The organism is Pararhodobacter sp. CCB-MM2, from assembly GCF_001691415.1.
In the GTDB taxonomy this organism is placed as follows: domain Bacteria; phylum Pseudomonadota; class Alphaproteobacteria; order Rhodobacterales; family Rhodobacteraceae; genus Pararhodobacter.
The window spans coordinates 93,855-117,739 of sequence record NZ_LRRR01000002.1; the positions used below are offsets into that span (position 1 = coordinate 93,855).

At 68.0% G+C, this 23,885-nt stretch carries 21 protein-coding genes; 15 read left to right on the plus strand and 6 right to left on the minus strand.

The window, feature by feature from the left end:
* Nucleotides 1–72: 72 nt before the first annotated feature.
* The 4 genes from BCY78_RS03380 (at nt 73) to BCY78_RS03395 (ending at nt 3,947) form a co-directional block, all read left to right on the plus strand.
* Nucleotides 73–1,083, plus strand: a complete 1,011-nt coding sequence (locus BCY78_RS03380) for a tripartite tricarboxylate transporter substrate binding protein (RefSeq protein WP_068297875.1) — start codon at nt 73–75, stop codon at nt 1,081–1,083.
* Nucleotides 1,084–1,160: 77 nt separating this feature from the next.
* On the plus strand, nt 1,161–1,628 hold the full coding sequence (locus BCY78_RS03385) for a tripartite tricarboxylate transporter TctB family protein (RefSeq protein WP_068297879.1): 468 nt from the start codon (nt 1,161–1,163) through the stop codon (nt 1,626–1,628).
* Between the two features lie 23 nt (nt 1,629–1,651).
* Nucleotides 1,652–3,163: a tripartite tricarboxylate transporter permease gene (locus BCY78_RS03390; RefSeq protein WP_068297883.1), complete on the plus strand. Its 1,512-nt coding sequence runs from the start codon at nt 1,652–1,654 to the stop codon at nt 3,161–3,163.
* A 73-nt stretch (nt 3,164–3,236) separates the two neighbouring features.
* Nucleotides 3,237–3,947 (plus strand): IclR family transcriptional regulator, encoded by a 711-nt coding sequence (locus BCY78_RS03395; RefSeq protein WP_068297885.1) that lies wholly within the window; start codon nt 3,237–3,239, stop codon nt 3,945–3,947.
* A 10-nt stretch (nt 3,948–3,957) separates the two neighbouring features.
* Here BCY78_RS03395 and glgX read toward each other — a convergent pair whose 3' ends face one another.
* Both glgX and BCY78_RS03405 read right to left on the minus strand, forming a co-directional pair.
* Entirely contained in the window at nt 3,958–6,042 is a 2,085-nt protein-coding gene (gene glgX, locus BCY78_RS03400; RefSeq protein WP_068297887.1) for a glycogen debranching protein GlgX, read from the minus strand.
* A 30-nt stretch (nt 6,043–6,072) separates the two neighbouring features.
* The gene (locus BCY78_RS03405) at nt 6,073–7,269 is read right to left on the minus strand and encodes a sugar phosphate nucleotidyltransferase (protein WP_068297889.1); all 1,197 of its coding nucleotides are present in this window, start codon (nt 7,267–7,269) and stop codon (nt 6,073–6,075) included.
* Between the two features lie 273 nt (nt 7,270–7,542).
* On the opposite strand from BCY78_RS03405, the gene BCY78_RS03410 reads away from it, so the two are divergent.
* Together BCY78_RS03410 and BCY78_RS03415 are read left to right on the plus strand one after the other, a co-directional pair.
* The gene (locus tag BCY78_RS03410) at nt 7,543–8,163 is read left to right on the plus strand and encodes a hypothetical protein (RefSeq protein WP_068297892.1); all 621 of its coding nucleotides are present in this window, start codon (nt 7,543–7,545) and stop codon (nt 8,161–8,163) included.
* A gap of 89 nt (nt 8,164–8,252) precedes the next feature.
* Nucleotides 8,253–9,206, plus strand: a complete 954-nt coding sequence (locus BCY78_RS03415; protein WP_068297894.1) for a murein L,D-transpeptidase catalytic domain family protein — start codon at nt 8,253–8,255, stop codon at nt 9,204–9,206.
* Between the two features lie 4 nt (nt 9,207–9,210).
* Here BCY78_RS03415 and BCY78_RS03420 read toward each other — a convergent pair whose 3' ends face one another.
* Together BCY78_RS03420 and BCY78_RS03425 are read right to left on the minus strand one after the other, a co-directional pair.
* A complete protein-coding gene (locus tag BCY78_RS03420; RefSeq protein ID WP_068297896.1) occupies nt 9,211–10,209 on the minus strand; it encodes a sensor histidine kinase in 999 nt (332 codons plus the stop codon).
* 85 nt (nt 10,210–10,294) lie between these two features.
* Nucleotides 10,295–11,791 carry a LysR family transcriptional regulator gene (locus BCY78_RS03425; protein ID WP_083194798.1) on the minus strand — a complete coding sequence of 499 codons (1,497 nt, stop codon included), beginning with the start codon at nt 11,789–11,791 and terminating at the stop codon, nt 10,295–10,297.
* Nucleotides 11,792–11,966: 175 nt separating this feature from the next.
* Here BCY78_RS03425 and BCY78_RS03430 point away from each other — a divergent pair, with 175 nt between their 5' ends.
* From BCY78_RS03430 to BCY78_RS03450, 5 genes are read left to right on the plus strand one after another with little or no spacing between them, the layout of a single operon-like run.
* Complete coding sequence (locus BCY78_RS03430; RefSeq protein WP_068297902.1) at nt 11,967–14,072, plus strand: TonB-dependent receptor domain-containing protein; 2,106 nt, start codon at nt 11,967–11,969, stop codon at nt 14,070–14,072.
* Nucleotides 14,073–14,107: 35 nt separating this feature from the next.
* Complete coding sequence (locus BCY78_RS03435; protein ID WP_068297905.1) at nt 14,108–15,010, plus strand: siderophore ABC transporter substrate-binding protein; 903 nt, start codon at nt 14,108–14,110, stop codon at nt 15,008–15,010.
* 12 nt (nt 15,011–15,022) lie between these two features.
* Nucleotides 15,023–16,048: an ABC transporter permease gene (locus BCY78_RS03440; protein ID WP_233499339.1), complete on the plus strand. Its 1,026-nt coding sequence runs from the start codon at nt 15,023–15,025 to the stop codon at nt 16,046–16,048.
* Complete coding sequence (locus BCY78_RS03445; protein WP_068297906.1) at nt 16,038–17,006, plus strand: iron chelate uptake ABC transporter family permease subunit; 969 nt, start codon at nt 16,038–16,040, stop codon at nt 17,004–17,006. The genes BCY78_RS03440 and BCY78_RS03445 overlap by 11 nt, the downstream gene beginning before the upstream one ends.
* Nucleotides 17,003–17,755 carry an ABC transporter ATP-binding protein gene (locus BCY78_RS03450; RefSeq protein WP_068297909.1) on the plus strand — a complete coding sequence of 251 codons (753 nt, stop codon included), beginning with the start codon at nt 17,003–17,005 and terminating at the stop codon, nt 17,753–17,755. The genes BCY78_RS03445 and BCY78_RS03450 overlap by 4 nt, the downstream gene beginning before the upstream one ends.
* 12 nt (nt 17,756–17,767) lie before the next feature.
* On the opposite strand, the gene BCY78_RS03455 is transcribed toward BCY78_RS03450, so the two are convergent.
* The gene (locus BCY78_RS03455; RefSeq protein WP_068297911.1) at nt 17,768–19,600 is read right to left on the minus strand and encodes a heavy metal translocating P-type ATPase; all 1,833 of its coding nucleotides are present in this window, start codon (nt 19,598–19,600) and stop codon (nt 17,768–17,770) included.
* 456 nt (nt 19,601–20,056) lie between these two features.
* On the opposite strand from BCY78_RS03455, the gene BCY78_RS03460 reads away from it, so the two are divergent.
* The 4 genes from BCY78_RS03460 to BCY78_RS03475 all read left to right on the plus strand — a co-directional run bounded on the left by BCY78_RS03460 (nt 20,057) and on the right by BCY78_RS03475 (nt 22,894).
* Complete coding sequence (locus BCY78_RS03460) at nt 20,057–20,569, plus strand: hypothetical protein (RefSeq protein ID WP_233499340.1); 513 nt, start codon at nt 20,057–20,059, stop codon at nt 20,567–20,569.
* A complete protein-coding gene (locus BCY78_RS03465) occupies nt 20,566–21,969 on the plus strand; it encodes a sensor histidine kinase KdpD (RefSeq protein ID WP_068297914.1) in 1,404 nt (467 codons plus the stop codon). Before BCY78_RS03460 ends, BCY78_RS03465 begins: the two co-directional genes overlap by 4 nt.
* Nucleotides 21,929–22,591 carry a response regulator transcription factor gene (locus BCY78_RS03470; protein WP_068297917.1) on the plus strand — a complete coding sequence of 221 codons (663 nt, stop codon included), beginning with the start codon at nt 21,929–21,931 and terminating at the stop codon, nt 22,589–22,591. Before BCY78_RS03465 ends, BCY78_RS03470 begins: the two co-directional genes overlap by 41 nt.
* An 84-nt stretch (nt 22,592–22,675) precedes the next feature.
* The gene (locus BCY78_RS03475) at nt 22,676–22,894 is read left to right on the plus strand and encodes a hypothetical protein (RefSeq protein ID WP_068297919.1); all 219 of its coding nucleotides are present in this window, start codon (nt 22,676–22,678) and stop codon (nt 22,892–22,894) included.
* A gap of 3 nt (nt 22,895–22,897) precedes the next feature.
* Here the strand turns inward: BCY78_RS03475 and BCY78_RS03480 are convergent, their stop codons facing one another.
* Nucleotides 22,898–23,788, minus strand: coding sequence for a LysR family transcriptional regulator (locus tag BCY78_RS03480; RefSeq protein WP_068297921.1), 891 nt, complete (start codon nt 23,786–23,788; stop codon nt 22,898–22,900).
* Nucleotides 23,789–23,885 lie beyond the last annotated feature (97 nt).

The following is a 23,885-nucleotide window of genomic DNA, read 5'->3' on the forward strand; positions in this document are numbered from 1 at the left end:
AAATTCTGTAGCATCGAATGGTGTTCTGCTAGATAGAACAATCTGTCCAGATCGAGGGAGGAGATCTTGACCATGAATCTGAAGCAACGCGCCGCCACGCGGCGGACGATCCTTGCCGGTGCCGCATCCGTCACCGCGCTGAGCCTTGCGCTGACCCTGTCGGCGGCCGGCACGGCTCAGGCGCAGGTGCCTGACACCGTGACCATCATCGTGCCCTTCGGCGCAGGCGGCGGTGTCGACACCGTGACCCGCGCCGTGGCCGACCGTCTGGCGCAGGATCTGGGTGTGACCGTCTTGGTCGACAACCGCCCCGGCGCCTCGACGATGATCGCCCAGACCTATGTTATGGGTGCCCCGACGGACGGCACCGTCCTGCTGGTCGGCACGCCGTCGCTGTCGACGGGCTTTGCGCTGACCCCGGAGGCCGCCGTGGGCGATCCCCGCACGCTGTTCGACACCGTGACGCCGATGGCTCAGCAACCCTATATCCTGACCGCGGGTCCGGCGCTGCCGGAAAGCGTCACCGATGTTGCCAGCCTGCTCGATTGGGCGCGCGAGAACCCGGGCGAGCTGGATCTGGTCAACTCGGGCCCGCTGACCGCCCCGCGCCTTGCCGCCGAGCTGATGGGCTACATGGCCGAGGTGCCGATGGTGACGATCTCGTATCAGGCGGGCAGCCAGGGCGCGCTGGATGTGGCGGCAGGCCGTGTTCATGCCGGCATCAACCAGATCGTCGAGGCCCTACCGCAGATCGAAGCCGGCAACCTGCGCCCCTTGGCCGTGACCTCGTTGAACCGCTCGCCGAACTATCCCGATCTGCCCGCCGTCTCGGAGACGCTGGAAGGCTTCGACGTGGCCAGCTGGAACGGGGTCTTTGCGCCCGCCGGCACGCCGGACGAGGTGCTCGACGCCTACAACGCCGCCTTCAACCGGGTGTTCCAGGACGAGAGCCTGCGCGAGATGTTCGCGCCCGCCGGCACCGAATTCGTCGGCGGCTCGCGCGAGGATCTGGCAACCCGGCTGGACAGCGAGATCCAGCGCTGGGAGAACCTTGCGCAGGAAGTCGATCTGGCGATCGAATAAGCCAAGCGACCGCCCGTTCCCGGAGGAGGGGGACGGGCGCGACCGCGCCGCTTGCGCGGAATGCCGGGAGGAAAGACATGAACCGCCAGGAAACCCGCGACGCCTTTGGCGGCGCGCTCATTATGCTGTTCGGGGCAGGCATGGTGATCTGGGCCTACCAGACCCTGCCGATGGGCAGCCCGCGCCGGATGGGGCCCGGCATGTTTCCCGCCGGCGTCGGGGTGCTGATCGCGCTGACCGGGCTGGGAATTCTGGGACAATCCCTGTGGCAACGCGCGCGGCAGGTGGCGGTGGATACCAAGCCCGATGTCAACCTTCGCGCCTTGATCTTCATCAGCGCCGCGCTGCTGGCCTTCGGGCTGATGGTCGGCCCCTTCGGCATGATCCCCGCGATCATCGCGCTGGTCTGCCTTTGTGCGCTGTCGGACCGCGACGGCAGCCCCGCCGCGACGCTGGTGTTGTGCCTGACGCTGCCGGTTGCCGTCTATCTGATCTTCAAGCTGGGACTGGGTCTGCCGATGGCGATGATCCGCTGGCCGTTCTGACCGCCTGATCGAAAGGCACCGCCATGGATTACTTCGCATCGCTCTGGGGGAATATCGTGCTGGGCTTCGGCACGGCCTCCAGCCTGTCGAACCTGATGTATTGCCTGATCGGCGTCGGCATGGGCACGGTGGTCGGCATCGTCCCCGGCCTCGGCTCGATGGCGGCGATCTCGCTGCTGTTGCCGATCACCTTCCATATCGACCCGACCTCGGCGTTGATCATGCTGGCGGGGATCTGGTACGGCACCACCTTCGGCGGCTCGACCGCCTCGATCCTGCTGAACCTGCCGGGCACCGCGTCGAACGCCGTCACCTGCCTCGACGGCTACCCGATGACCAAGCAGGGCCGGGGCGCGGTGGCGCTGTTCATGACCACGATCGCGTCGTTTTTCGGGGGCTCGATCGGCATCGTGCTGTTGATGCTGCTGTCCCCGGTCATCGCCGGCTATGCGCTGAACTTCGGCTCGACCGAGTATTTCGCGCTGATGGTGATGGGCCTTGTGGTGGCCTCATCTGTCAGTGGCGGCTCGTTTCTCAAGGGCATGGCGATGGTGCTGGTCGGGATCGCCTTCGGCACTGTGGGTCTGGACATCTACACCGGCGCCGCGCGCTTTACCGGCGGGTCGTTCCATCTTGCCGACGGGATCAAGCTGATCGCGCTGGCCATGGGCCTGTTCGGCGTGGCCGAGATCGTCTCGTCCATCGGGCTGGTCCGCGGGCGCACCAAGCTGCCGCCCGTCACCATGGGCGCGATGCTGCCCACGAAGGACGAGGCCCGCGCCTCGGTCGGGCCGCTGTTGCGCGGCGCGGGGATCGGTTCGTTCTTCGGCACGCTGCCCGGCACCGGCCCCTCCATCGCCGCCTTCATGGCCTATGCGGTGGAGAAGGCCCGCTCACGCACACCCGAACGCTTCGGCAACGGCGCGATGGAGGGCATCGTCGCGCCCGAATCCGCCAACAACGCGGCCGACCAGACCGCCTTCATCCCCACTCTGTCGCTGGGCATCCCCGGTTCGGCCACGATGGCACTGATGCTGGGTGCGCTGATCATGCATGGCATCACCCCTGGCCCGCAGCTCATCGTGCGTGAACCGGGCCTGTTCTGGGGTCTGGTGATGAGCTTCTGGATCGGCAACCTGCTGCTTTTGATCCTCAACATCCCGCTGATCGGCGTCTTCGTGAAGATCCTCGCCGTGCCCTACAACATCCTCGTGCCGATCGTGCTGACCTTCATCTGCATCGGCGCCTATTCGGTCGGGCAGGTGGCGACGGATGTCTACATGGTGCTGTTCTTCGGGTTGTTGGGCTACGGCATGCGGCTTTTGGCGCTGCCGGCGGCTCCGCTGCTTCTGGGTTTCGTGCTGGGCCCGCTGATGGAAGAGCACTTCCGCCGCTCGATGCTGATCGCGCGGGGCGATGCGATGACCTTCCTCGAGCGGCCGATCAGCGCGACGATCCTCGCCGTGACGGTGGCGTATCTGCTGTGGATGGCCGTCGCTGCCCTGCGCCGGCGCGGGCAAGAGGCGACGGCATGACGCAGCGTCGCCTCCTGCCCCTGTGCGCAGGTCATGGTCTATGCTATCGCCGATCTGGCTTTCGGAGGATTGTATGAGCAGCGAGCAGGATGACCGCAAAGGTGTGCAGGCCGTGGACAAGGCACTGTCCCTGCTGACGTGTTTCTCGGAAGACCGGCAGAAGCTGCACCTGAAGGACTTCGCTGCGGAGACCGGCCTGTACAAGAGCACCATCCTGCGCCTGCTGGATTCCCTGATCCGCGGCGGCATGGTCATCCGCACGGCCGATGATGCCTATATGCTGGGTCCGCAGATCTTCTACCTCGGCGGCATCTATCGCGCGGCCTTCGACATGGAGACGACGGTCAAGCCGCTGATCCACAGCCTCGGCGAGAAGCTGACCGAGAGCCTGATCTTCTACGTCCGTGTCGGTGACGAGCGGGTCTGCCTCTATCGCCACAATTCCAAGATGCCCCTGCGCCACCATATTGAGATCGGCACCCGGCACCATCTGAACGCCGGCGGCTCGGCCGCGCATATCCTGCGGGCGTGGTCCGAGCCCGACAACCCGGACGGTGAGGACACCCGTCAGCGCGGCTACGCCACTTCCACCGGCGAGCGTTTGCCGGGGTTGTCGTCGATCTCGACCGGGTTGTTTTCGCTGTCGGGCCGCTTCCTTGGCGCGCTGGTGATCTCCGGGGCCTCGGAACGTTTCGACGATGACGAGCGTAAGAAGGCCCTGCGCACCATTCTTCCGGATATCCCGAAATTCGGGGTGACAGTGCCGACCACCTTGGTGCTTTGACCGTGGAGGATCAGCTGGCGGGCGGATGTTCGGGCAGGATCTGCGCGAAGACGGCCACCGATTGCCAGCCGAGATCTTGATCCCCTTCCGCTGCGTCATCGCAGGTGAGGGCATCGCGCGCCGTATCCAGAACGCGCCGCCAACGGCCGTCGGGTAGACGGAAGCGCCCGTCGTCCCCGGCATTGACGACGATCATCAGATCCGGCGCGCCGCCGCGATGGTGGCGCAGGCCGATCATGCGTAGCTCGCCGTCCTCCCATTCCGCCGGCGTCATCTCGCGCCCGCCGGGGTGGTACCAACGGCTCTCGGTGGCCTCCGGGCGCGGCCAGAAATCCACGGGCGCCAGATGCTCGGACCACGCGCGGCGCAGATCGGACAGGGCCGCGACAGCCTCGGTCAGCGCCTCGCGCGGGTTGTCCCAATCGAGCCAGGTCAGCTCGTTGTCCTGACAATAGGCATTGTTGTTGCCGTCCTGCGACTGGCCCATCTCGTCGCCGGCCAGCAGCATCGGCACGCCCTGCGACAACATCAGCGTGGCCAGCATCGCCTTCGCGCGACGCTCGCGCGCGGCGTTGATGCCGGCATCCTCGGTCGCGCCCTCGGCCCCCATGTTGTCGGACAGGTTGTGCCCATGGCCGTCGCGGTTGTCCTCGCCATTGGCCTCGTTGTGCTTGTCGTTGAAGGACAGCGTGTCCCATAGGGTGAAGCCGTCATGCGCCGCGAGGAAATTTACCGACGAGGTTGCCGGCCGGTGCGAATGGTTGAACTGCACCGGGCTGCCCATCAGCCGCTCGGACAGGCGCGGCAACAGACCCGGATCGCGCCGCCAGAAGCCGCGCACATCGTCACGGAATTTGTCGTTCCACTCGCGGAACGGCCAAGGGAAGCCGCCGACCTGATAGCCGCCCTCGCCGATATCCCAGGGCTCGGCGATCAGCTTGACCTGTGACAGCACCGGGTCTTGACGGATCGCATTGAAGAAGGCGCCCTCGCGCTCGAACCCCTGCGGCTCGCGGCCCAGGGTCGAGGCCAGATCGAAGCGGAAGCCGTCGACATGCATCGCCTCCACCCAGTAGCGAAGGCTGTCCATCACCAGCCGCAGTACCATCGGATGCGCGACATTGAGGGTGTTGCCGGTGCCGGTGGTGTCGAAGCCGTGGCGACGATCCTCGGCCAGCAGGTAATAGCTCGCGTTGTCGATGCCCCGGAAGGACAGGGTCGTGCCCAGCTCGTTGCCCTCGGCGGTGTGGTTGTAGACCACGTCGAGGATCACCTCGATCCCGGCGGCATGGAAACGTTTCACCGCCGCTCGGACCTCGCGCACGTCCTCGGAGGCGAGATAGGTGCGGTTCGGCGCGAAGAAGCCGAGCGTGTTGTAGCCCCAGTAATTGCGCAGGCCCTTCTCGACCAGATGGCGGTCCTGCACCATGGAATGGATCGGCAGCAGCTCGATCGTGGTGACGCCCAGCCGTTGCAGATGCTCGATCACCGGCTCGGACGCCAGCGCCTTGAAGGTGCCGCGATCGGCCTCGACGACGCCGGGATGGCGCATGGTCAGGCCCTTCACATGCGCCTCGTAGATCATCGTCTTCGACCAGGGCACGCGGGGGGCGGCGTCGGCCTCCCAGTCGAAGACCGGATCGGCGACGACGGCCTTGGGCATGAAGGGCGCGGAATCGCGGCCGTCCATCTCCAGATCCGAGCCGCCGACCGGATAGCCATAGAGCGCGTCATCCCATTTCAGCGTGCCGCGCATCGCCATCGCATAGGGGTCGAGCAGCAGCTTGTTCGGGTTGAAACGATGGCCGTCCTGCGGTGCGAAGGGCCCGTGCACGCGGTAGCCATAGGCCTGACCGGGTCCCACCTCGGGGCAATAGCCGTGGAAGATGCCCCCCTCGGCGCGGGGCAGTTCGAGGCGCTTCAGCTCGGTCTCGCCGGCCTCGTCGAAGAGGCAGAGTTCGACCTTCTCGGCATGATCCGAGAACAGCGCGAAATTGGTGCCCTCGGCATCCGGGCGGGCGCCCAGCAGGTCCGGGCGCGCGCGCTCGGCATCGATCACCACGTCGCGCGGGTCGATGCGCGGCGCGTCGTTCATCCTTGATCCGTCCATGGGGGAAATCCCTGTTCAGAGGGTTGCGACAGCGGTCAGATTGGGGCGGCCGGGGCGGCGCGGCATGGCCATCGGCGCGCGGCGCAGCTGGTGGTAGCGGGTCATCATGCCCGGCGTGATCAGCAGCGTGCCGGCCGAGTTGCGGCGGAACCAGCGGCTGTCCTCATGCGGATCGAACCCGGCGCGGAAACCGTCCGGCAGGCGCACGCCCGGCGCGACGATGGCGTTGCGCAGTTGGCAATCGCGCCCGGCGCTGGCGCCCGGCAGCAGGATCGAGCCCTGCGCCAACAGCGCCTCACCCTCGGGCAGACGCGCGGCCATCGGCAGGGGCAGCGGCACCGGCGGATGGGTGGCGCCGAGGAAATCGAGCTGCGTCAGCCGGTAGCTGTCCAGCGTGCCGACATCGCGCCAATATCCAGCGCGTCCGGGGCCGGCATCGGGCAATTGCCAGACGCCGAGCGCGCCTTCGGTCAAGGCGATCGGCAGGATGTCATGGCCGAAATCGTCACCGCTGTCCCGCGCCAGCACCGTGGTGATCCAGTCGCGGTCGAAGATGTAGATCCCCATCGAGGCCAGCGCGCGGTCGGCGTCACCCGGCATGGCCTCAGGGTGCGCGGGCTTTTCGGCGAAGCCCGTGACTTGACCTTTGGCGTCGAGGCTGAAGATGCCGAAGCCCTTCGCCTCGGCCATCGGGACCGGCGTCGCGGCGACGCTGACGGGCAGGCCGCTTCGGCGATGCGCCTCAAGGAAGGCGGCAAGGTCGATGTCCAGCACATGATCGCCCGACAGGACCATGATCTCCTTGGGCGCGATGGTCTGGATCATCGGGGCATTGGCGCGCAGGCAATCGGCGGTGCCGCGATAACCATCCGCGCGCAGGGTGCCTCCGTCCGCGACCGTCAGTCCTCGTGTGAATTGGCGCGACCAATGCCGGCGGAGGTGGATCGCCAGCTCCAGCGGACGGTATTGCGTCGCCAGCACCATGCGCTCGAACCCGGCGCGGGTGACGGCGGCCATGATGAAGTCGATGATCCGCCCTTCGCCGCCAAGGAAGGGCAGGGCGGGTTTGCACTGCCGATCCGTCAGCTCGTGTAGACGCGACCCCCGGCCCCCGGCCAGCAGGACCGGCAGGCAACGGGTGACGCGGGCCGACCGACCCGGCAGGCTCAGCGGGGCGACGACGCTGCGGGGATAATCGGGGAGGTCGCGCATGACAGGGCTCTCGGTAAGGGAACGGGCGCAGGGGTGCTCCCGGCAGACAAATCTGCCGTGACCCTGCCGAAGCGGGTTTCAGGATGATGTCGGGGTGATCCGGCCCGGGCAGCAATCCGGGGTGGGACAGGCGGTTAACGTGCGAACAGACCGCTGGTTCCGCGCTGCGGCATGTATTTCTGCGCTGCCGCTGGGGTCGGCGCGGCGTCTCGGCAAAACCTTGCCTTGCCGTCGCAACCGAGGCACCCTGAGCGTCTTTGCGACGGAGTTTTCATGACCCTTTTTCCCCGTGCCCCGCTTTTCGGCCTGCCCCTGCTGGGCGTGTTTCTGACTGTTGCGTCGGCCGCATCGGCCGGAACGATGCGCGATGTCTCGGAGCTGTGCTTCGACCGCAGCCGCGACGGGCGCGAGATCCGCGCCACGCTGGAATCGACCGGCTGGCAGCAGGCGGTGGTCGATCCCGCCGGGCGCTACCTCGATCTTGCGACGGCGATGGTGCTGGAGATCACCGCGGATACCGAGCCGCTGGACGACCGTTTCGCCCGCGCCCCGCAACTGGCCGGCAATTTCGAGCAGATGGTGCTGTCCGGCGTGGCCCGCATCTATGAACGCGAGGCGGCGCTGCTGTATCTGGGTATCCGTCCGTTGCCAGAGGGGGGTGAGCAGGTGACCTGCATCCTCGGCCTGCCGAACGACGCCGAGACCCCGGCGATGATGGCAGAGCACGGCGGCGCCGAGGAGGATGCCGCGTCCGCACGCCTCGTCCGGCGCGTGACCGAGGACGACGGTGCCGGGCGGCGCAGCCTGCGGCTGTGGGCGCGGCTGACGCAGGAGCCGCCGCGCACCCCGCTCTCCGACCTGTTCTACATGGAGCGGCTGACCCCGAACGACTGACCCGTGCCCTTGGGACGGATCGCGCTATGTTAGCTGTCGAGCCCCAAGTCCGACCCGCCGACCAGACCTTTCTGAGCAGGAAATGCCTGATGATCCGTCCCGCTGCTGCCCTCGCTTTGGCCCTTTGTGCCCCGATCCCCGCGCTTGCGTCCGAGGATCTTCCGCCGTGGCTGGCGCGGCATGTCGGCACCGGGACCGGCCAGATCGCGCCGGTGGTGCTGGAGCGGGCGCGGGCGCTGTATCAGGAACAGGTGGCCGAGAGTGCCGTGAGCAATGGCTGTTACCTCGCCATGGATGCGACGCGGCCCAGCACGGCCTCGGGCGGGGGGCCGGGCGATCGGTTCTACATCATCTGCGAGGAGAGCGAGACCTTCCGCGCCGTGTCCTCGGGCTATGGCAGCGGGCGCACCCTGCCCGAGGCCGATTTCCGCAACGGCCGGGAATGCGCGCGGCATTTCAGCAATGCCGAGGGATCGAACCTGACGATGGGCGGTGCCTATCTCACGGCCGAGACCCGCACCTCGTTCAAGGGTTTCTACACCGAAGCCGGCGAGCGCGTGCCCTTCGAGCGGACCTTCCTGCTGTTCGACGGCATGGGTGAGACGGACAACGCGCGCGAACGTGAAATCGGCGGCCATGTTGCCATGTTCTTGCGTTGGCAATGCCGGTTCAGCAGTCCCGAAAGCCCGCATGCCGATGACGAGGGTTTCGTGCCCTACGGCCAGCGGGTCGATTACGCGGGCGGGCGCAGCAATGGTTGCACCACTTGGACCGAGGATGTCGCGGACGAGATCATGGCGATGGTCGAGGGCGATCCTACCACGCTGTATATCTACCCGGAATCCGGTGACATCACCGCCGTGGCCGAGGCCGTCAGCACCCGCGCAGATCTGGCTGAAAACGGGCTCTATTGGAACGCGGCCTGCCTGCGCGAGATCGAGGCGCCGCAATTCTGGACGCGTCAGACGCTGCGGCCGATCATCGATCAATGGCGCGCATCGCTGCCGGCGCCGGAGCCGCTGGAACTGCCGCTCTGTCGCTGAGGCCTCAGGGCGTCAGCGGGCTTTCGCGCTCCAGCCGATGCGTGAGCGTGAGGGTACAAACCAGCCCCTCGGGCCGGAAATCCAACTCGGCATGGCCCTCGCCGCGCAGCGCGCTTTGCAGCACGGCCGAACCGATGCCGGGCCGGCGCGTGGGCGCCACCGGCGGGCCGCCGCGCTCGATCCAGTCGATCCGCGTTTGATCCTGCTCGCGCCCGGATACCTGCACCTCGACGGTTCCGCCCGGAACGGACAGCGCGCCGTATTTCACGGCGTTGGTCAGCAGCTCGTGGATGATGAGCGTCAACGCTTCCGAGGCCTCGGGCGAGAAGCGCACATTGCCCGGCCCGTGGATGCGCACCCTCTCCTGCCAGCCACCGAAGGCCGCCAGCTCCATCGTCAGGATCTCCCGGAAGGTCGCGCGTTCGGCCTCGGGCGCGACGAGGACGCGATTGGCGCGGGCAAGGGCCTCGATCCGGGCCAGCAGGGTCTTGGCGAGGTCGTCGACACTGCTGGTCTTGCGGCTGGCCTGCCGGATCATCGAACTCATGATCGCGAAGGAATTGCCGACCCGGTGATTGAGCTCCCGCGCCAGAAGGCGCAGCCGATCCTCGTTGGCCTTGGTTTCGGTCACGTCGATGACATGGCCGACCAGCCGCACCACCTTGCCCGCCGCGTCGAATTTCGGCGTGCCCTTGGCGTTTATCCAGCGATCCTCGCCATCGGCGCGGCGGATGCGCGTCTCGAAGGACCAGATCGCACCCTTCTCGATCGCATCGAGCATCAGCTGCTTCACCCTCTCACGGTCGGGCGCGTGGACATAGGTGAAGAAGATCTCGGCGCTCCATTCCGGCAGGAAGTCGTCGTGGCCGAAGATCTGGTCATGGCGCCGATTGCGCAGCGCCTTGCCGGTCGCGGTGTCCAGCTCCCAGATCCCGATCTCGGATGTGGCGAGGATCAGGTCCAGATGGTCGCTGCCGTGGGTGGGGTAGCGGGGCTCGCTCATTGCGTTTCTCCTCCGCATGCCTGACTACCATAGGGTCATGACGGCGCCTTTAACGCAAGGGCTGTCCGTCGACGAGGTACAGGTGTCAGCCGGCGACGAGGGGGCGGCGGTCGGTCCACATCCGGTCGGCCTCGGCCTGCGCGTCGGCGAAATTGAGGCCCGGCTGCAGCGCCAGAAGCGCCAGCGCGGCGCTGTCGCGGATGATCGCGGTGATGGCCGGATCACGCTCGCGCCCCTGCCACAGCGCGGTCAGCATCTCGCCGGGGCCGAAACCGGTGGGCAAGCCTTCGGGCGCATGGTCAAGGCTGGGGGCCACATGGGTCATCACCTCGCCCTCGGGGCCGGACAGGGCCAGCGGCATCCAGCGGTGCGGCGTCGCCTGTGCCACGTCGCGCTGGCTGAGGACCGTCAGCAACCGCCCGTCCCGCAGGTGCTGCAGGGCCGAGGTCAACAACCCGCCGCCACCGCCGAACGGCACACCGCCGAGGGTCACGCCGAAGCGCAGCGGGTCCAGCAGGCGCAGGCCGATCTGCGCGACAGTCCGCATCCCCAGCACGGCATAGAGATTGCCAAGCGCGGCCAGTTGCGGCGCGGCGCCTTCGATCCGCAGATAGGCGATCCGGCCGGTTTGCAGGGCGGCCAGCGCCTCGGCCTCGGTATCGACCTGCGGGATCTGTAGCGCGTCGAGCAGCGCAGAGACCGGCCCCTCGTGCGGCGTGAAGCCATGCAGAAGGACCGGCGTGCCGGCGTCGGCCAGCAGTCTCGCGGCGGCAAGGAACCAAGTCGGGCGCCGCTGCCGGGGCGAGGGATAGACCGGCCAATCGAGGCCCGGCGCATTCCCCTGCCAGCCCGGCCCTTGCCGTTGCGCGCGGGCGGCGGCGACCAGTCCGGCCAGCTCGGGCCCCGCCACGCCGCGCTGCTGGATACTGGCCAGCAGGGCGCCGACCTGCACCGGGTCGGCCTCGCCGCGCAGGATGATCCCGAAGGCGTCCTCGGCTTGCGGCATGCTGAGGGGGCGTCTTTGGCCGGGCGTGCCCGACAGACGCGCGACATGGGCGGCCAGCCGAACCCGGGGCGGGTCGCTGTCCGCCACGCCATCGAGGCGGCGCAACAGGCTGTCCGCGTCGGGCTCGCCGTCCAGCCGGTTGGGATCGGCGGTGCGAAGGGGCAGGCGCGCGCGGTCGGGGAAGGGCAGCAGGGCCGAGGGGGCCGCTGAGGGAATCGGCGCCGCCGCGTCGGCATCGCGGGCGGTCAGCAGCAGCCGGGCCTCGCGGGTGAGGGCCGCGACACGGCGCCGCAGGGTCTCGGCCAAGGGCGAGGGGACCATCCGCCGCCCCTCGCGCACGAGGATCGGATCGTCGTAATGCGCGCGAAGCTGGGCCAGCAGGCGGCTGGCTGCTGGCACGGACATCTCCAGCTCGGCAGCAGCGCCCGAGACGGAACCCGCCCGCAGCAAGGCATCCAGCGCGACCAGCAGGCGCAGCTGGGTCAGCGTCACCGCCGCGCCGTCTCCGCGTGATTGCGCTGCTGTGTCAACAGGTTGCGCGATGGCGTCGTGCGGGGCGCGATCCAGCCGTGTCATGGCCGGTGCGCCGCACGCGACCGGACCTCGCCGGGTGTTTCCACTTTCCTGAATTTGGAATCGTTCTCAATCATCGTGGTTGTGCCTGTCTGTCCCTCGTATAGCTGAGAGAAATAGTCAGCTTTAAGTGAGAGACAAGACAATGTCGCAGCCCCGACGGTCAACGCCGGCCATTATGACCCGCAACCTGCGCCGGACGACGCGGATCGGATTGCAGGCCAGCTGTGCCGTCGCCGCCTTCGCGGTCGCCTATCCCGCGGCGCTGATGGCCCAGACCACCGAGGACGACACCGTCGATCTGGGCCGCATCGTGGTCACCGCGGCGGGCGTGGAGCAGAACATCGCCGATGCCCCGGCCTCGATCACCGTGATCTCGCGCGAGGAGCTGGAAACGGGCGCGTACCGCGACCTGTCGGACGCGCTGCGTGAGGTTCAGGGCCTTGTCACCACCGGTGTCGCCAACGAGCAGGACATCCAGATCCGCGGCCTTCCCGGCAGCTATACGCTGATGCTGATCGATGGTCGCCGCGTCTCGACCCGTGAATCGCGCCCCAACGGCAGCTCGGGCTTCGAGCAGCGCCATTTCCCGCCGGTCAACATGATCGAACGCATCGAGGTCGTGCGCGGGCCGATGTCCTCGCTGTACGGCGCGGATGCGATGGGCGGCGTGGTCAACGTCATCACCCGGCCCGTCGCGCTGACCTGGTCGGGCAGTGTCACCGCCGAGGGCACGGTGCAAGAGCACAGCGAATTCGGCAATTCCGCCGCCCTGTCGTTTGAGGCCAGCGGCCCGCTGATCGCCGACCGTCTGGGCGTGCAGATCTGGGGCCGGATCTATGACCGGTCCGAGGACAGCCTGCTCGGCGGTATTCAGGGCGCGCGGGACACCAACCTTGGGGTGCGCTTCAGCTTCACGCCGACCGACGACCATGAATTCACCTTCGAGGCCGGTCGCTCGCGTCTGACGGCCGAGGGCAGCGAGGGGAGCACTGTCGCCTCGGGCTCGGACGGCAGCTACCGCGAGAATGACCGCGATTACATCGCCTTGGGCCATACCGGCCATTTCGGCGATATCGAGACGCAGCTGACGATCCAGCACGAGGAATCGGCGCGCTACACCTATGCCGAGACCACGGGCACCGGCGTCCGCGTGCTGAACGAGCGGATCCCCCGCCTGTCGAACACCACCGTGGACGGCCAGATCACCGTGCCGTGGCTGCTGGCCGGCGAGCATCGGACCGTGGCGGGCTTCCAGTACAGCCGGGCCGATCTGACCGACCGGGGCCATACGACCACCGATCAGGACATGCAGGTCGAGCAATGGGCCGTCTTCGCCGAAGACGAATGGCGCCTGACCGACAGCTTCGCGCTGACGGGCGGCCTGCGCTATGACCACCACTCGATCTACGGCGGCCAGATCAGCCCGCGTCTGTACGGTGTGTGGCACGCGACCGACGCGCTGACGATCAAGGGCGGCGTCTCCACCGGCTTCACCGCGCCGGGCATCCGTCTGGTCGCGCCGGGCTATTATTACCCGACCCAGCGCGGGGCAGGGGTGATCGCGCCGAACCCCGATCTGCAGCCCGAGACCAGCACCAGCTTCGAGCTGGGCGGTGTCTGGGAACAGGGTCCGCTGAGCTTCAGCGCCACCGCCTTCCGGACCGAGTTCGAGGACAAGATCTCGAACATGAACACCGGCCTGCTGGTCAATCCGGATACCGGCGACATCATCGACCCGTTGGGCGGCGCGGCTTGCGACGCGGCGGCGATTGCGGGCTATCCGGGCTATCGCTGTCTCTGGCAGGCGTTCAACATCGACGATGCAGTGGTGCAGGGTCTGGAACTGGCCGCGTCTTACCGGATCGACGACACTTGGTCGCTGCGCGGCACCTATACCTTCACCGACAGCGAGCAGCGCACCGGCGATTACGCGGGCTTCCCGCTGCAGCGCACCCCGCGCCACCGTGCCACGCTGCGTGTCGACTGGGCGCCGATGGACCGTGACCTGTCGCTCTGGGCCTCGGCCACCTACCACGGCGAGGAAATTGCCGCTGGTGCGCGGATCGGCACCAACGGGCGGCCGGTCTATATCAACGGCGTCGAAGGTCGGGCCTATGATCCCTACACCACCGTGGATTTCGGCGGCTCCTATGCGCTGAACAGCACGGTCACCCTGAATGCGGCGGTCTACAACGTGTTCGACGAAATCGTCGACGCGACGGACAGCAACACCGTCGGCGAAGGCCGCCGGCTGTGGCTGGGCCTGACCGCAACCTTCTGATCTTTCACGATTGCCTGCCTGAGAGGATTATCCCCATGGCCCAAGACTTCCTGCGTCCCAGCCTGTTCGGCGCCGCGCTGGCCCTGATCGCCGCCCCGGCTTTCGCCACCACTGTCACCCATGCCCAAGGCGAGACCGAGATCGACGGCGTGCCGGAAACCGTCCTGGTCTATGACATGGCGACGCTCGACAACCTCGACGCTTTGGGTGTGCCGGTTGCCGGTGCGCCGGGCGCGACCTTGCCCGATTACCTGTCGCAATACGCCGCCCCCATCGGCACCCTGTTCGAGCCCGACTTCGAGGCGGTGAACGCGGCCGAGCCGGATCTGATCCTCGTCGGTGGTCGCTCGGCTCCGCAATACGGCGCGCTGTCGGGCATGGCGCCGACGCTGGACCTGACGATCGGCACCGAAGGCTATATCGACAACGTCGTCGCCAACCTGCACCTCCTCGGCGGTATCTTCGGACGCGAGGCCGAAGCCGAAACCCTGGGCGCCGAGCTGCAGGCCAATGTCGCCGCGCTGAAGGACGAGGCCGCCGATGCGGGCCGGGTGCTGGTCATCCTGACCACCGGCGGGCGCATGAGCGCGCATGGTCCGGGCTCGCGCTTTGCCGTCGTCTATGACGATTACGGCTTCGCCCCGGCGGCTGAGGGTCTCGATACCGGCACCCACGGTCAGGCGATCTCGTTCGAGTTCATCCGCGAGACCAACCCCGACTGGCTGTTCGTCGTCGACCGCGATGCGGCCATCGGGCGCGAGGGTCAATCGGCGGCCGAATACCTCGACAACCCGCTGGTCCAAGGCACGACCGCGTGGGAGCAGGGTCAGGTCGTCTACCTTGACTCGCAGGCCTGGTACCTGATCGGCGGCGGTGTGCAGGCACTGCAATCCAGCGTTGCCCAGCTGCGCGAAGCCCTGGCCGCCGCACGGGACTGACGGAAAGCACCCTTGCCCCAGCCACGATCGCCAAGGCCGCGTCACGCCTCCCTCCTGCAGCCGGGCCCCGTCGCCCGGCTGCTGTTTCCGTTTGCCGTCCTGCTCACGCTGGCGATGGGGGTTGCCAGCCTCTTTGTCGGCGTCAGCCATGTCTCCCCCTCGCTGATCTGGGCCGAGGGTGGCTCAGGGCCCGCGACCGAGGTGCTGTTCACCTCGCGCCTGCCGCGCACCTTGGCGCTGGCCTTGGCCGGGGCCGGACTGGCGCTGGCCGGGCTGGTGCTGCAGGTGCTGGTCCGCAACCGCTTCGTCGAGCCCTCGACCGTGGGCACCACTGAATCCGCGTCCCTCGGCATCCTGCTGGTGATGCTGCTGGCCCCCGGTCTGCCCTTGCCCGCGCGGATGGCCGTCGCAGCCGCCTTCGGCCTTGCCGGGACGGCGCTGTTCCTGCTGGTCCTGCGCGCGGTGCCGCAACGCTCGGCCTTGATGGTGCCGCTGATCGGGTTGCTGCTGTCGGGCGTGATCGGCGCGGTCACCACCTTCATCGCCTATCGCACCGACATGCTGCAAAGCCTCGGCGCCTGGAGCACGGGGGATTTTTCGGTCGTGCTGCAAGGCCGCTATGAATTGCTGTGGATCGTGGCCGGGCTGGTCTTGGTGACGGCGCTGTTTGCCGATCAGATCACCGTCGCCGGGTTGGGCCGGGACATGGCCATCGGCCTCGGGGTCAATCACCGGGCGATCCGGGCCTTGGGGCTGGTGCTGGTCGCGCTGCTGAGTGCCGCGGTGATCGTTACGGTGGGGATCGTGCCCTTCCTCGGCCTCGTCGTGCCCAATGTGGTGAGCTTGCTCAAGGGCGACAACCTGCGCCGCACCTTGCCGCTGGTGTGCCTCAGCGGGGCCGCGCTGGTCATGGCTTGCGATATCGTCGGGCGGCTGGTCGTGCGGCCCTATGAGATGCCGATCGGCCTGACCATGGGCATTGTCGGTAGTGCCGCCTTCCTGTGGCTGCTGACCCGGAGGCGCGCCAATGTCGCCTGAAATCCGCAACCGCCAGATCGCCTGGCGGATGGCGCTGCTGGTCGTGCTGGCCCTCGCCGCCGCCGCCGCCTTCATGCTGCTGCAGGCGCGGGGCAGCTGGGATTTCCTGTTGCCCTTCCGGGGCCGCAAGCTGGCCGCTCTGGCCGTCGTCGCCGTTGCCGTGGCTCTGTCGACGGTCGTGTTCCAGACGGTGACGCAGAACCGGATCCTGACGCCCTCGATCATGGGGTTCGATGCGCTTTATGTGCTGATCCAGACGGGGATGGTCTTCGGCCTGGGGGCGGGAAGAGTCTCGACCCTCGATCCCCGATTGATGTTCGGGCTGGAGCTGGCGGCGATGATCCTCTTCGCTCTCCTGCTGTTTCGCTGGATGTTCGGGCCGCGCGCGCGCAACCTGCACCTGTTGATGCTGGTGGGGATCGTGCTGGGGACGCTGTTCCGCTCGATCTCGGGCTTCCTGCAGCGCATCATTGATCCCGACAGCTTCACCGTCCTGCAAGACCGGCTGTTCGCCAGCTTCAACTCGGTCGATCCAAGCCTGCTGACCCTCTCGGCCCTGCTGGTGGCCGGGCTGGCGCTGGTGATCTGGCGGCTGGTGCCGGAGCTTGATGTGCTGGCCTTGGGGCGTGAGGCGGCGATCGGCCTCGGTGTCCCGCAGGAGCGGCTGGTGCATGGCCTGCTGGTGCTGGTGACGGTGCTGGTCGCGCTGTCGACGGCGCTGGTGGGTCCGGTGACCTTCCTCGGGCTGCTGGTCGCGAACCTTGCCTATCTGCTGATGCCGACCGGGCGGCATGCGGTGCTGCTGCCCGCCTCGGCCCTGATCGCGCTGATCACGCTGATCGGCGGGCAGACGCTGCTGGAGCGGGTCCTTCATTACGACACGGCGCTGGCCGTGGTGGTCGAATTCGCCGGGGGATTGGTCTTCATCCTGCTGGTCATCAGAGGAGTGGCACGATGATCGAGATCGATGCCGTCGAGCGGCGATATGACGGCGTGGCCGTCCTGTCCGAGGTCACGCTGTCGCTGCCCAAGGGCGGCCTCACGGCGATCATCGGACCCAACGGCGCGGGCAAATCGACCCTGCTGTCGGTGATGGGCCGGTTGCAGAAGCCCGACGCAGGCCGCGTGACGCTTCAGGGGCTGGAGCTGAGCCGCGCCTCCGGGCGGGAGGTGGCGAAGAAGCTGGCGCTCTTGCGGCAGGACAACCACACGGCCGCGCGGCTGACCGTGCGCGACCTCGTAGGCTTCGGCCGCTACCCGCACAGCCGCGGCAATCCCGGTCCCGAGGATCACGCGCAGGTCACCCGCGCGCTGGCGACGCTGGGGTTGGAGCCCTTGGCCGACCGGTTCCTCGACCAGCTCTCGGGCGGGCAGCGGCAGCGGGCGCATATCGCCATGGTGCTGGCGCAGGACACGGATTGCATCCTGCTCGACGAGCCGCTCAACAACCTCGACATCAGCCATGCCGTGCGGATCATCACCCTCGTGCGCGACGCCGCGCGGCAGATGGGCAAGACGGTGGTCGTGGTCCTGCATGACATCAACATGGCCGCGGCGCATTGCGACCGGATCGTGGTGATGAAGGGCGGGCGGGTGCTGCGGCATGGTACGCCCGCCGAGCTGATGCAGGCCGAGTTCCTATCCGAGGTCTACGAGACGCCGATCACGGTGCATGAACTCGCGGGGCGTTTGGTCGCCGTCTATTGACGCGGCCGTTTCTCAGCCCTGCACGGACCGGGGGCGAATACGCAGCGCGCGCAGGGCGTTGAGGATCACGGCCACGTCGATGACCTCTTGCAGCAACGCGCCCTGCACCGGGTTGAGGTACCCGGCGGCGGCGGCCAGCATGCCCAGCACCGACAGGCCGATCCCGGCGACCACGCTTTGCAGGGCGATGGCGCGGGCGGCGCGGGCGATCTCCATCCCCGTGGCCAGCCGGTCGAGCCGGTCGACCAGCAGCACCACATCCGCCGCCTCGGCCGAGGCCGCCGCACCGCGCGCGCCCATTGCCACGCCGATATCGGCAGCGGCCAGTGCCGGCGCGTCGTTCACACCGTCGCCGACCATCATCACCGGGCCGTTCTTGCGCTCGGACAGAACGGTCAGCACCTTCTGATCCGGCGTCAGCCCGCTGCGCAGCGCATCGAGGGCCAGCCCCTCGGTCACGCGACGGGCGACGTCGGCGCGGTCGCCGGTGGCCAGCACGATCCGCGCAATGCCTTGGCTCCGCAGGTCGCGCAGCATCTCGGGCGTTCCTTCGCGCAACGGATCGGCCATGACCAGCCGCCCGGCCCGCTGTCCTTCGACCGAAAGCGCGACGATCACCGCCCCGGCGTCACCCTCGGGCAGGGAAGAGGCGCCGACGAAGCCATCGCCGCCGACGCGCATCCAGCGGCCATCGACCTTGCCTTCGACCCCGTCACCGGGGCTTTCGGTGACCTCGGTCGGGACAGGCAGGCTCAACCCGCGGGCCTGCGCGGCGGTGACCAAGGCCTGCGCGACCGGGTGCTTCGAGGCCTGATCCAGCGCGGCCGCAAGGCGCAGGATCTCGTTCGGAGCTGTGCCGTCCTCGCTGTCGATGGCGGTGATCTTGGGCGTACCCTCGGTCAGGGTGCCGGTCTTGTCGAGGATCAGACTGCGCACCCGCGCCATCGTTTCCAACGGACCGGCGCCCTTGATCAGCACGCCGAAATGGGCGGCGCGCGACAGGCCGGCGACCAAGGCCACCGGCACGGCAAGGATCAGCGGGCAGGGTGTGGCGACGACCAGCACCGCGACGGCGCGCACAGGGTCGCCGGTCAGCGCCCAAGCGGTGCCGGCGATGACCAGCGTGACCAGCAGGAAGCCCAGCGACCAGCGATCGGCCAGCCGGGACATCGGCGCTTTCGAGGCCTGCGCCTGTTCCACCAGCCGGACGATCCCGGCATAGGTGCTGTCCGCCGCCGGATGAGTGGCGATCAGGTCGAAGGCCGCGCCGGCGTTGGTGCTGCCACTGAGCGCCTCGGCGCCGCGGGTCAGCTTGACGGGCAGCGACTCGCCGGTCAGCGCCGAGGCATCGACGAAGCCCGTGTCCGAGGCCAGTGTTCCATCCACCGGCAGCATGTCACCCTGCCGGATCAGCAGGCGGTCGCCGGGGGTGATGGCCTCCAGCGGAATATCCTCCAGCCCGCCGGCGTGGTGACGGGTGGCCATGCGCGGGACACGGGCGAGCAGGGCATGCATCTCGCGGCGCGCGCGGCCCTCGGCGAAGGTCTCGAGGAAGGTGCCGCCGGCATACATCACCGCCACGACCGCCGCGGCGAGGGGCTCGCCGAAGATCAGTGCGGCGCTCATCGACAGGGCCGCGACGATGTCGAGGCCCACCTCGCCCCGGCCGAGGCTGCGCAGGATCTCGACCGTCAGGGCCACCAACGCCGGCAGCACGCCCAGCGTCCAGATCACCGAAGGCGCGGTCGGCAGGTCAAAGGCCCATGTCACCAGCCCGAGGGCAAGGCCACCCGCCGCCCACAGAAGGACAGCGACATCGCGTCGATTGCGTCGGATCTGGTCCATGCGGGCCTCGTGTTCGGTGGGGCGCTTGTAGGGCGGCTCCTGCCTTGATCGGGTCGATCATGGCGCGTTGGCGCCGGGGCGTCGAGCCAGCCTGTGCTGCCGGGCCATCGTGCCGCACCCCCTGCTTCTTTGGCGCTCCCCAGAATTGGGGAATGGCGGGGAAGGGGGCGCAGATGGTCTTTTGGGTCGAGGTGGGCGGTGAAGTGTAACCTGTCGAAGTCCGTATTTAGGACCGCCGATCCCGGTCGTCCTCGTCACGATGCGAGGGCGATGTGGCCTGCGCCGCGAGTGTCCCTCGGCGGCGCAGGCACGGGGGTCTTCAGGACGGAACGGAATGAGCAGAGCAGACGTCAACGCGCGCGACAGAAAAAGGGCCCAGCGTCCGGAATGCGGAGACTTTGACACCGGCGCCCGCTGTGCCTACCGTTCTCCCTTATGGGACGGAGGCGCTTTGGGATGGTGAGTCAGCGCCACAGCATCGTGTCGCGGCGCCAGTTTGCACTGGCCGCACTCGCCTGCGCCCTGTTGCCCTCTGCGGTGGCGGCCCAGCCCGTCACGCGGCTGACCCTGCGTGCGGCCGACGGGACGTCCCATGTCTTCGACGACGCGGCCCTTGCCCGGCTGCCGTGGCACGACATCGTCACCCATACCGCCTGGACCGAGGGGCCGCAGCTGTTCCGGGGGCCCCGGCTGGCCGATGTTCTCTCGCCCTTCGCGGGGCCGCCCATCGCCTTGGCGCAGCGCCGCCTGCGCCTGACCGCGCTCAATGATTTCGTGATCGAGATCCCGGCGAGCGATGCCTGGACCTTCGATCCCATACTGGCGCGCGAGGCGAACGGCGTGCCGATGCGGGTGCGCGACAAGGGGCCGTTGTGGCTGGTCTATCCAAGGGACAGCCTGCCGGCCTTGCAGGACCCGCTGATGGACGAGCGCTGGATCTGGCAAATTCGACTGATCGAGGTGCTATGATCTGGACGCGGGGATCGCTCTTTGCCGTTGGCACGATCCTGCTGTTCCTCGGACTGGCCATGGCCTCGTTGCTGTGGCTCGACGCGATCCGCCACGATCTTCAGCGCGAGATGGGCGAGAGCAACCTCTGGGCCGCCACACAGGCCGAACGGGAGAGCCTGCATTTCCTCTCCTTGCTGACCTCTGGTGACGATCCCGATGCCACGGCCCTGCAGTTCGAACTGCTCTACAGCCGCTTCGTTCTGCTGTCCGACAATCCGCAACGGGCGTTCCTGACCTCGATCGGGGAGGAGGAGCGCCTTGAACGCGGCGTGCAGCTTCTGGCCGAATTGGACAGCCTGCGGGTGGATGGGGACGCCACTATCGCGTCGCAACGGGGCCGGGCCATCGAGATTGCCGCGCTGGCGCATGACATGGCGCAGGCGACCTATTTGAGCGAACGCCGGCGCGGCATCGCCCTGCGGGAGCGGTTGTTGCGGGCGACGACGCTGCTGCGGGTCGCGGTGATCGGCGGCTTCGCGGCGGGGATGGTGCTGGCGTCTCTTCTGCTGCGGGACAAGCGGCGGCTTTTGCGCAGTGCCGAGGCCTTGCAAGCCTATCAGCTGGGGTTGGAGCAAACCATCGCCGAGCGCACCGAGGCCCTGCGCGAGGCGCTGGAGGTCGAGACCCGCGCCAAGGAGGTTTACCGCAATTTCGTGGTCACCGTGGCGCATCAATTCCGCACCTCGGTTTCGGTCATCCACCTGACGGCGCAGCGGCAGGTCCGCAGCCCGGACGAGGCCCTCGCGCCCGAGACCCGTCGGCGGTTTGTCCGGATCCTCGATGCCGCGGCGCGGCTGGAGCGGCTGATTGGCGGGTTCCTCGATTCCGCGGTGATCGAACAGCGCGCGATCGAGGCGCATCACAGCCGCATCGACTTCAACGCCGTCGCCTCGGTCGCCGTGGCGCAGACGCGGGCCGCGCATCCGGACCGGCGGGTGATCTGCCGCTTCTCCTGCGAGGCGCTGCTGGTCGACGGCGATGCGGTGCTGCTGGAACAGGTCGTGCTGAATCTGCTGTCCAACGCCATCAAATACTCGGCGGCCACGGACCCGGTGGAGGTCACCACTCGCCTAAAGCAGGGCCGCATCCTGTGCACCGTCAGCGACCACGGCTGCGGCATCCCACCCGAGGCGCAGGCCGCGATCTTCGAGCGTTTCTACCGCGCGCCGAATGCGCATCGGCACCCCGGCCTCGGGGTGGGTCTCAGCCTCGCGGCGCAGATCGTCCGGCTGCATGGCGGCGAGATCGCCGTGCGCTCGGACATCGGTCGCGGCACCGATTTCACCCTTTCCCTGCCCAGCCCTTCGAAGGAAGCGTATGACCCCTCCATCGCCGCGCGCCACGATCCTGTACATTGAAGACGAAGCCGCCCTGCGGGAGGAACTGGCGGAAGAGCTGACCAATGCCGGCTATCACGCGCTCGATGCCGCCGATGCCGAGGCTGCCGAGGATCTGCTGGCGCAGGCGATTGCCGCCGGACATCCGCCCGATCTGGTGCTGTGCGACGTGATGCTGCCGGGCCGCTCCGGCGTGCAATGGCTGCGCGACCTGCGCGCGGCCGGCACCGTGACCGAGGCGCTGCCGTTCCTGTTCCTCACCGCGCTGTCGGACCGGGATTCGCATCTTGAGGGGTTGCGGGCAGGGGCGACGGATTACCTCGTGAAGCCCATCGACCTCGATCAGCTGCACCTCAAGATCGAGAACCTGCTGGCCCATGCCCGATCCCTGCGCGACGCCCGGCACCGGGCCGAGGCACATATTTCCCTGCCGCCCGCGCATCTGTCCCCGCGCGAGACGCAGGTACTGGGGTTCCTTGGCCAAGGGGCGCGGACAGTGGAGATCGCCTATCAGCTGCAGATCTCCGAACACACGGTCAACCAGTACATCAAGGACGTCTACCGCAAGCTGGGGCTGGGCAACCGGGCCGATGCCGCGCGGGCGGCGCTGCAGCTGGGGCTGCTGGGGCCGGGGGCGCCGTGACCCGCCCTCCCCGGTTTTCGGGAATGGCCAGCGGGGCAGGGGCATGGAACGCTCGTCGCCTGACATCGGCGGTCGGGGGAGAGCATGCCGCAAAAGGAAGACAACGCGCTTTGGTTCCGGCTTCAGGTCACCATGCTGGAGGGGCTGCTGACGGATTACGAGGAAGGCCGGCGCAACGCCGTCTACCAAGACCGGCAGGGCAAACGCGTGGACGAGACGGCCCGGATCATCCAGCAACTGCGGCAGGATATCGCCCGCTTGCGCGGCGCGGCGCCCGCGGGGGCTGTTCGTCCGGCCGGGTAGGGCTCAACGGCAGGCCTCGGCGAGGAAATCGACGAAGGCACGCAGGCGCGGCGACATCAGGCGGCGGCTGAGATAGACGGCGGAGAGGGTCGAGGCCTCGATGTCGAACGTCACCTCGGGCTGCACCTCGATCAGGCTGCCCTCGCGGATCTGGTCGCGGACGTAATGGCGGGGCAGGGGGGCGACACCGGCCCCGTTCAGCACCGCCGCCCGGACCACCAGCGGATTGTTCACATGGCTGATGCCGGTTTGCAGATCCAGCACCGCCGCCTGTCCCGCCACATGCACCGGCATGCGTTTGATGCCATAGCGCGTCTCGCACAGTTGGATATGGCGGCGCAGGCCCTCCAGCCCCTCGTCCACCGGGTTTGCGGCCAGATAGGCGGGGCTGGCCACGCAGGTCAGCGCGCCCGCGATCAGCACCCGGGTCACGAGGTCGCTGTCCACCATCCGGCCAACGACGACCGCCATGTCCACCTGCTCGCGCAGAAGGTCGACGCCGTGGCTGGTGATGACGATCTGCAGATCGATCTTGGGAAAGGCCTGACGGAAGGCGTGCAGGCGCGGGGCCACGACCTCTTGGCAGAAGGCGGGCGGCAGAGCCACGGTCAACCGCCCCGCCGGATCGGCGCGCAGGCCTGCGACGGTCGCATCCGCCTCGCGCGCCTGTTCGAGGATCAGCTGCGCATGACGGTAGAAGGTCTCGCCCTCGGCGGTGACGCGCTGGCTGCGGGAATTGCGCTCGAGCAGCCGGATGCCGAGGCCCTTCTCCAGCCGCGCGATCGCCGTCGAGACGCTGGATTTCGGCCGGCCCAGCAGCTCGGCCGCGCCGGTCATGCCGCCCTGCTCCACCACGGCCACATAGACCGGCACGTCATCGAGGCTCCAGCGCATCGCATCTCCTGTCGTTCAAAATTCTGAACGCTGCGACCATCGTAGGCCGATTGTTCGACTGATGGAAGGGCTCTATCCCCGTTGCATCCGGCCCGGC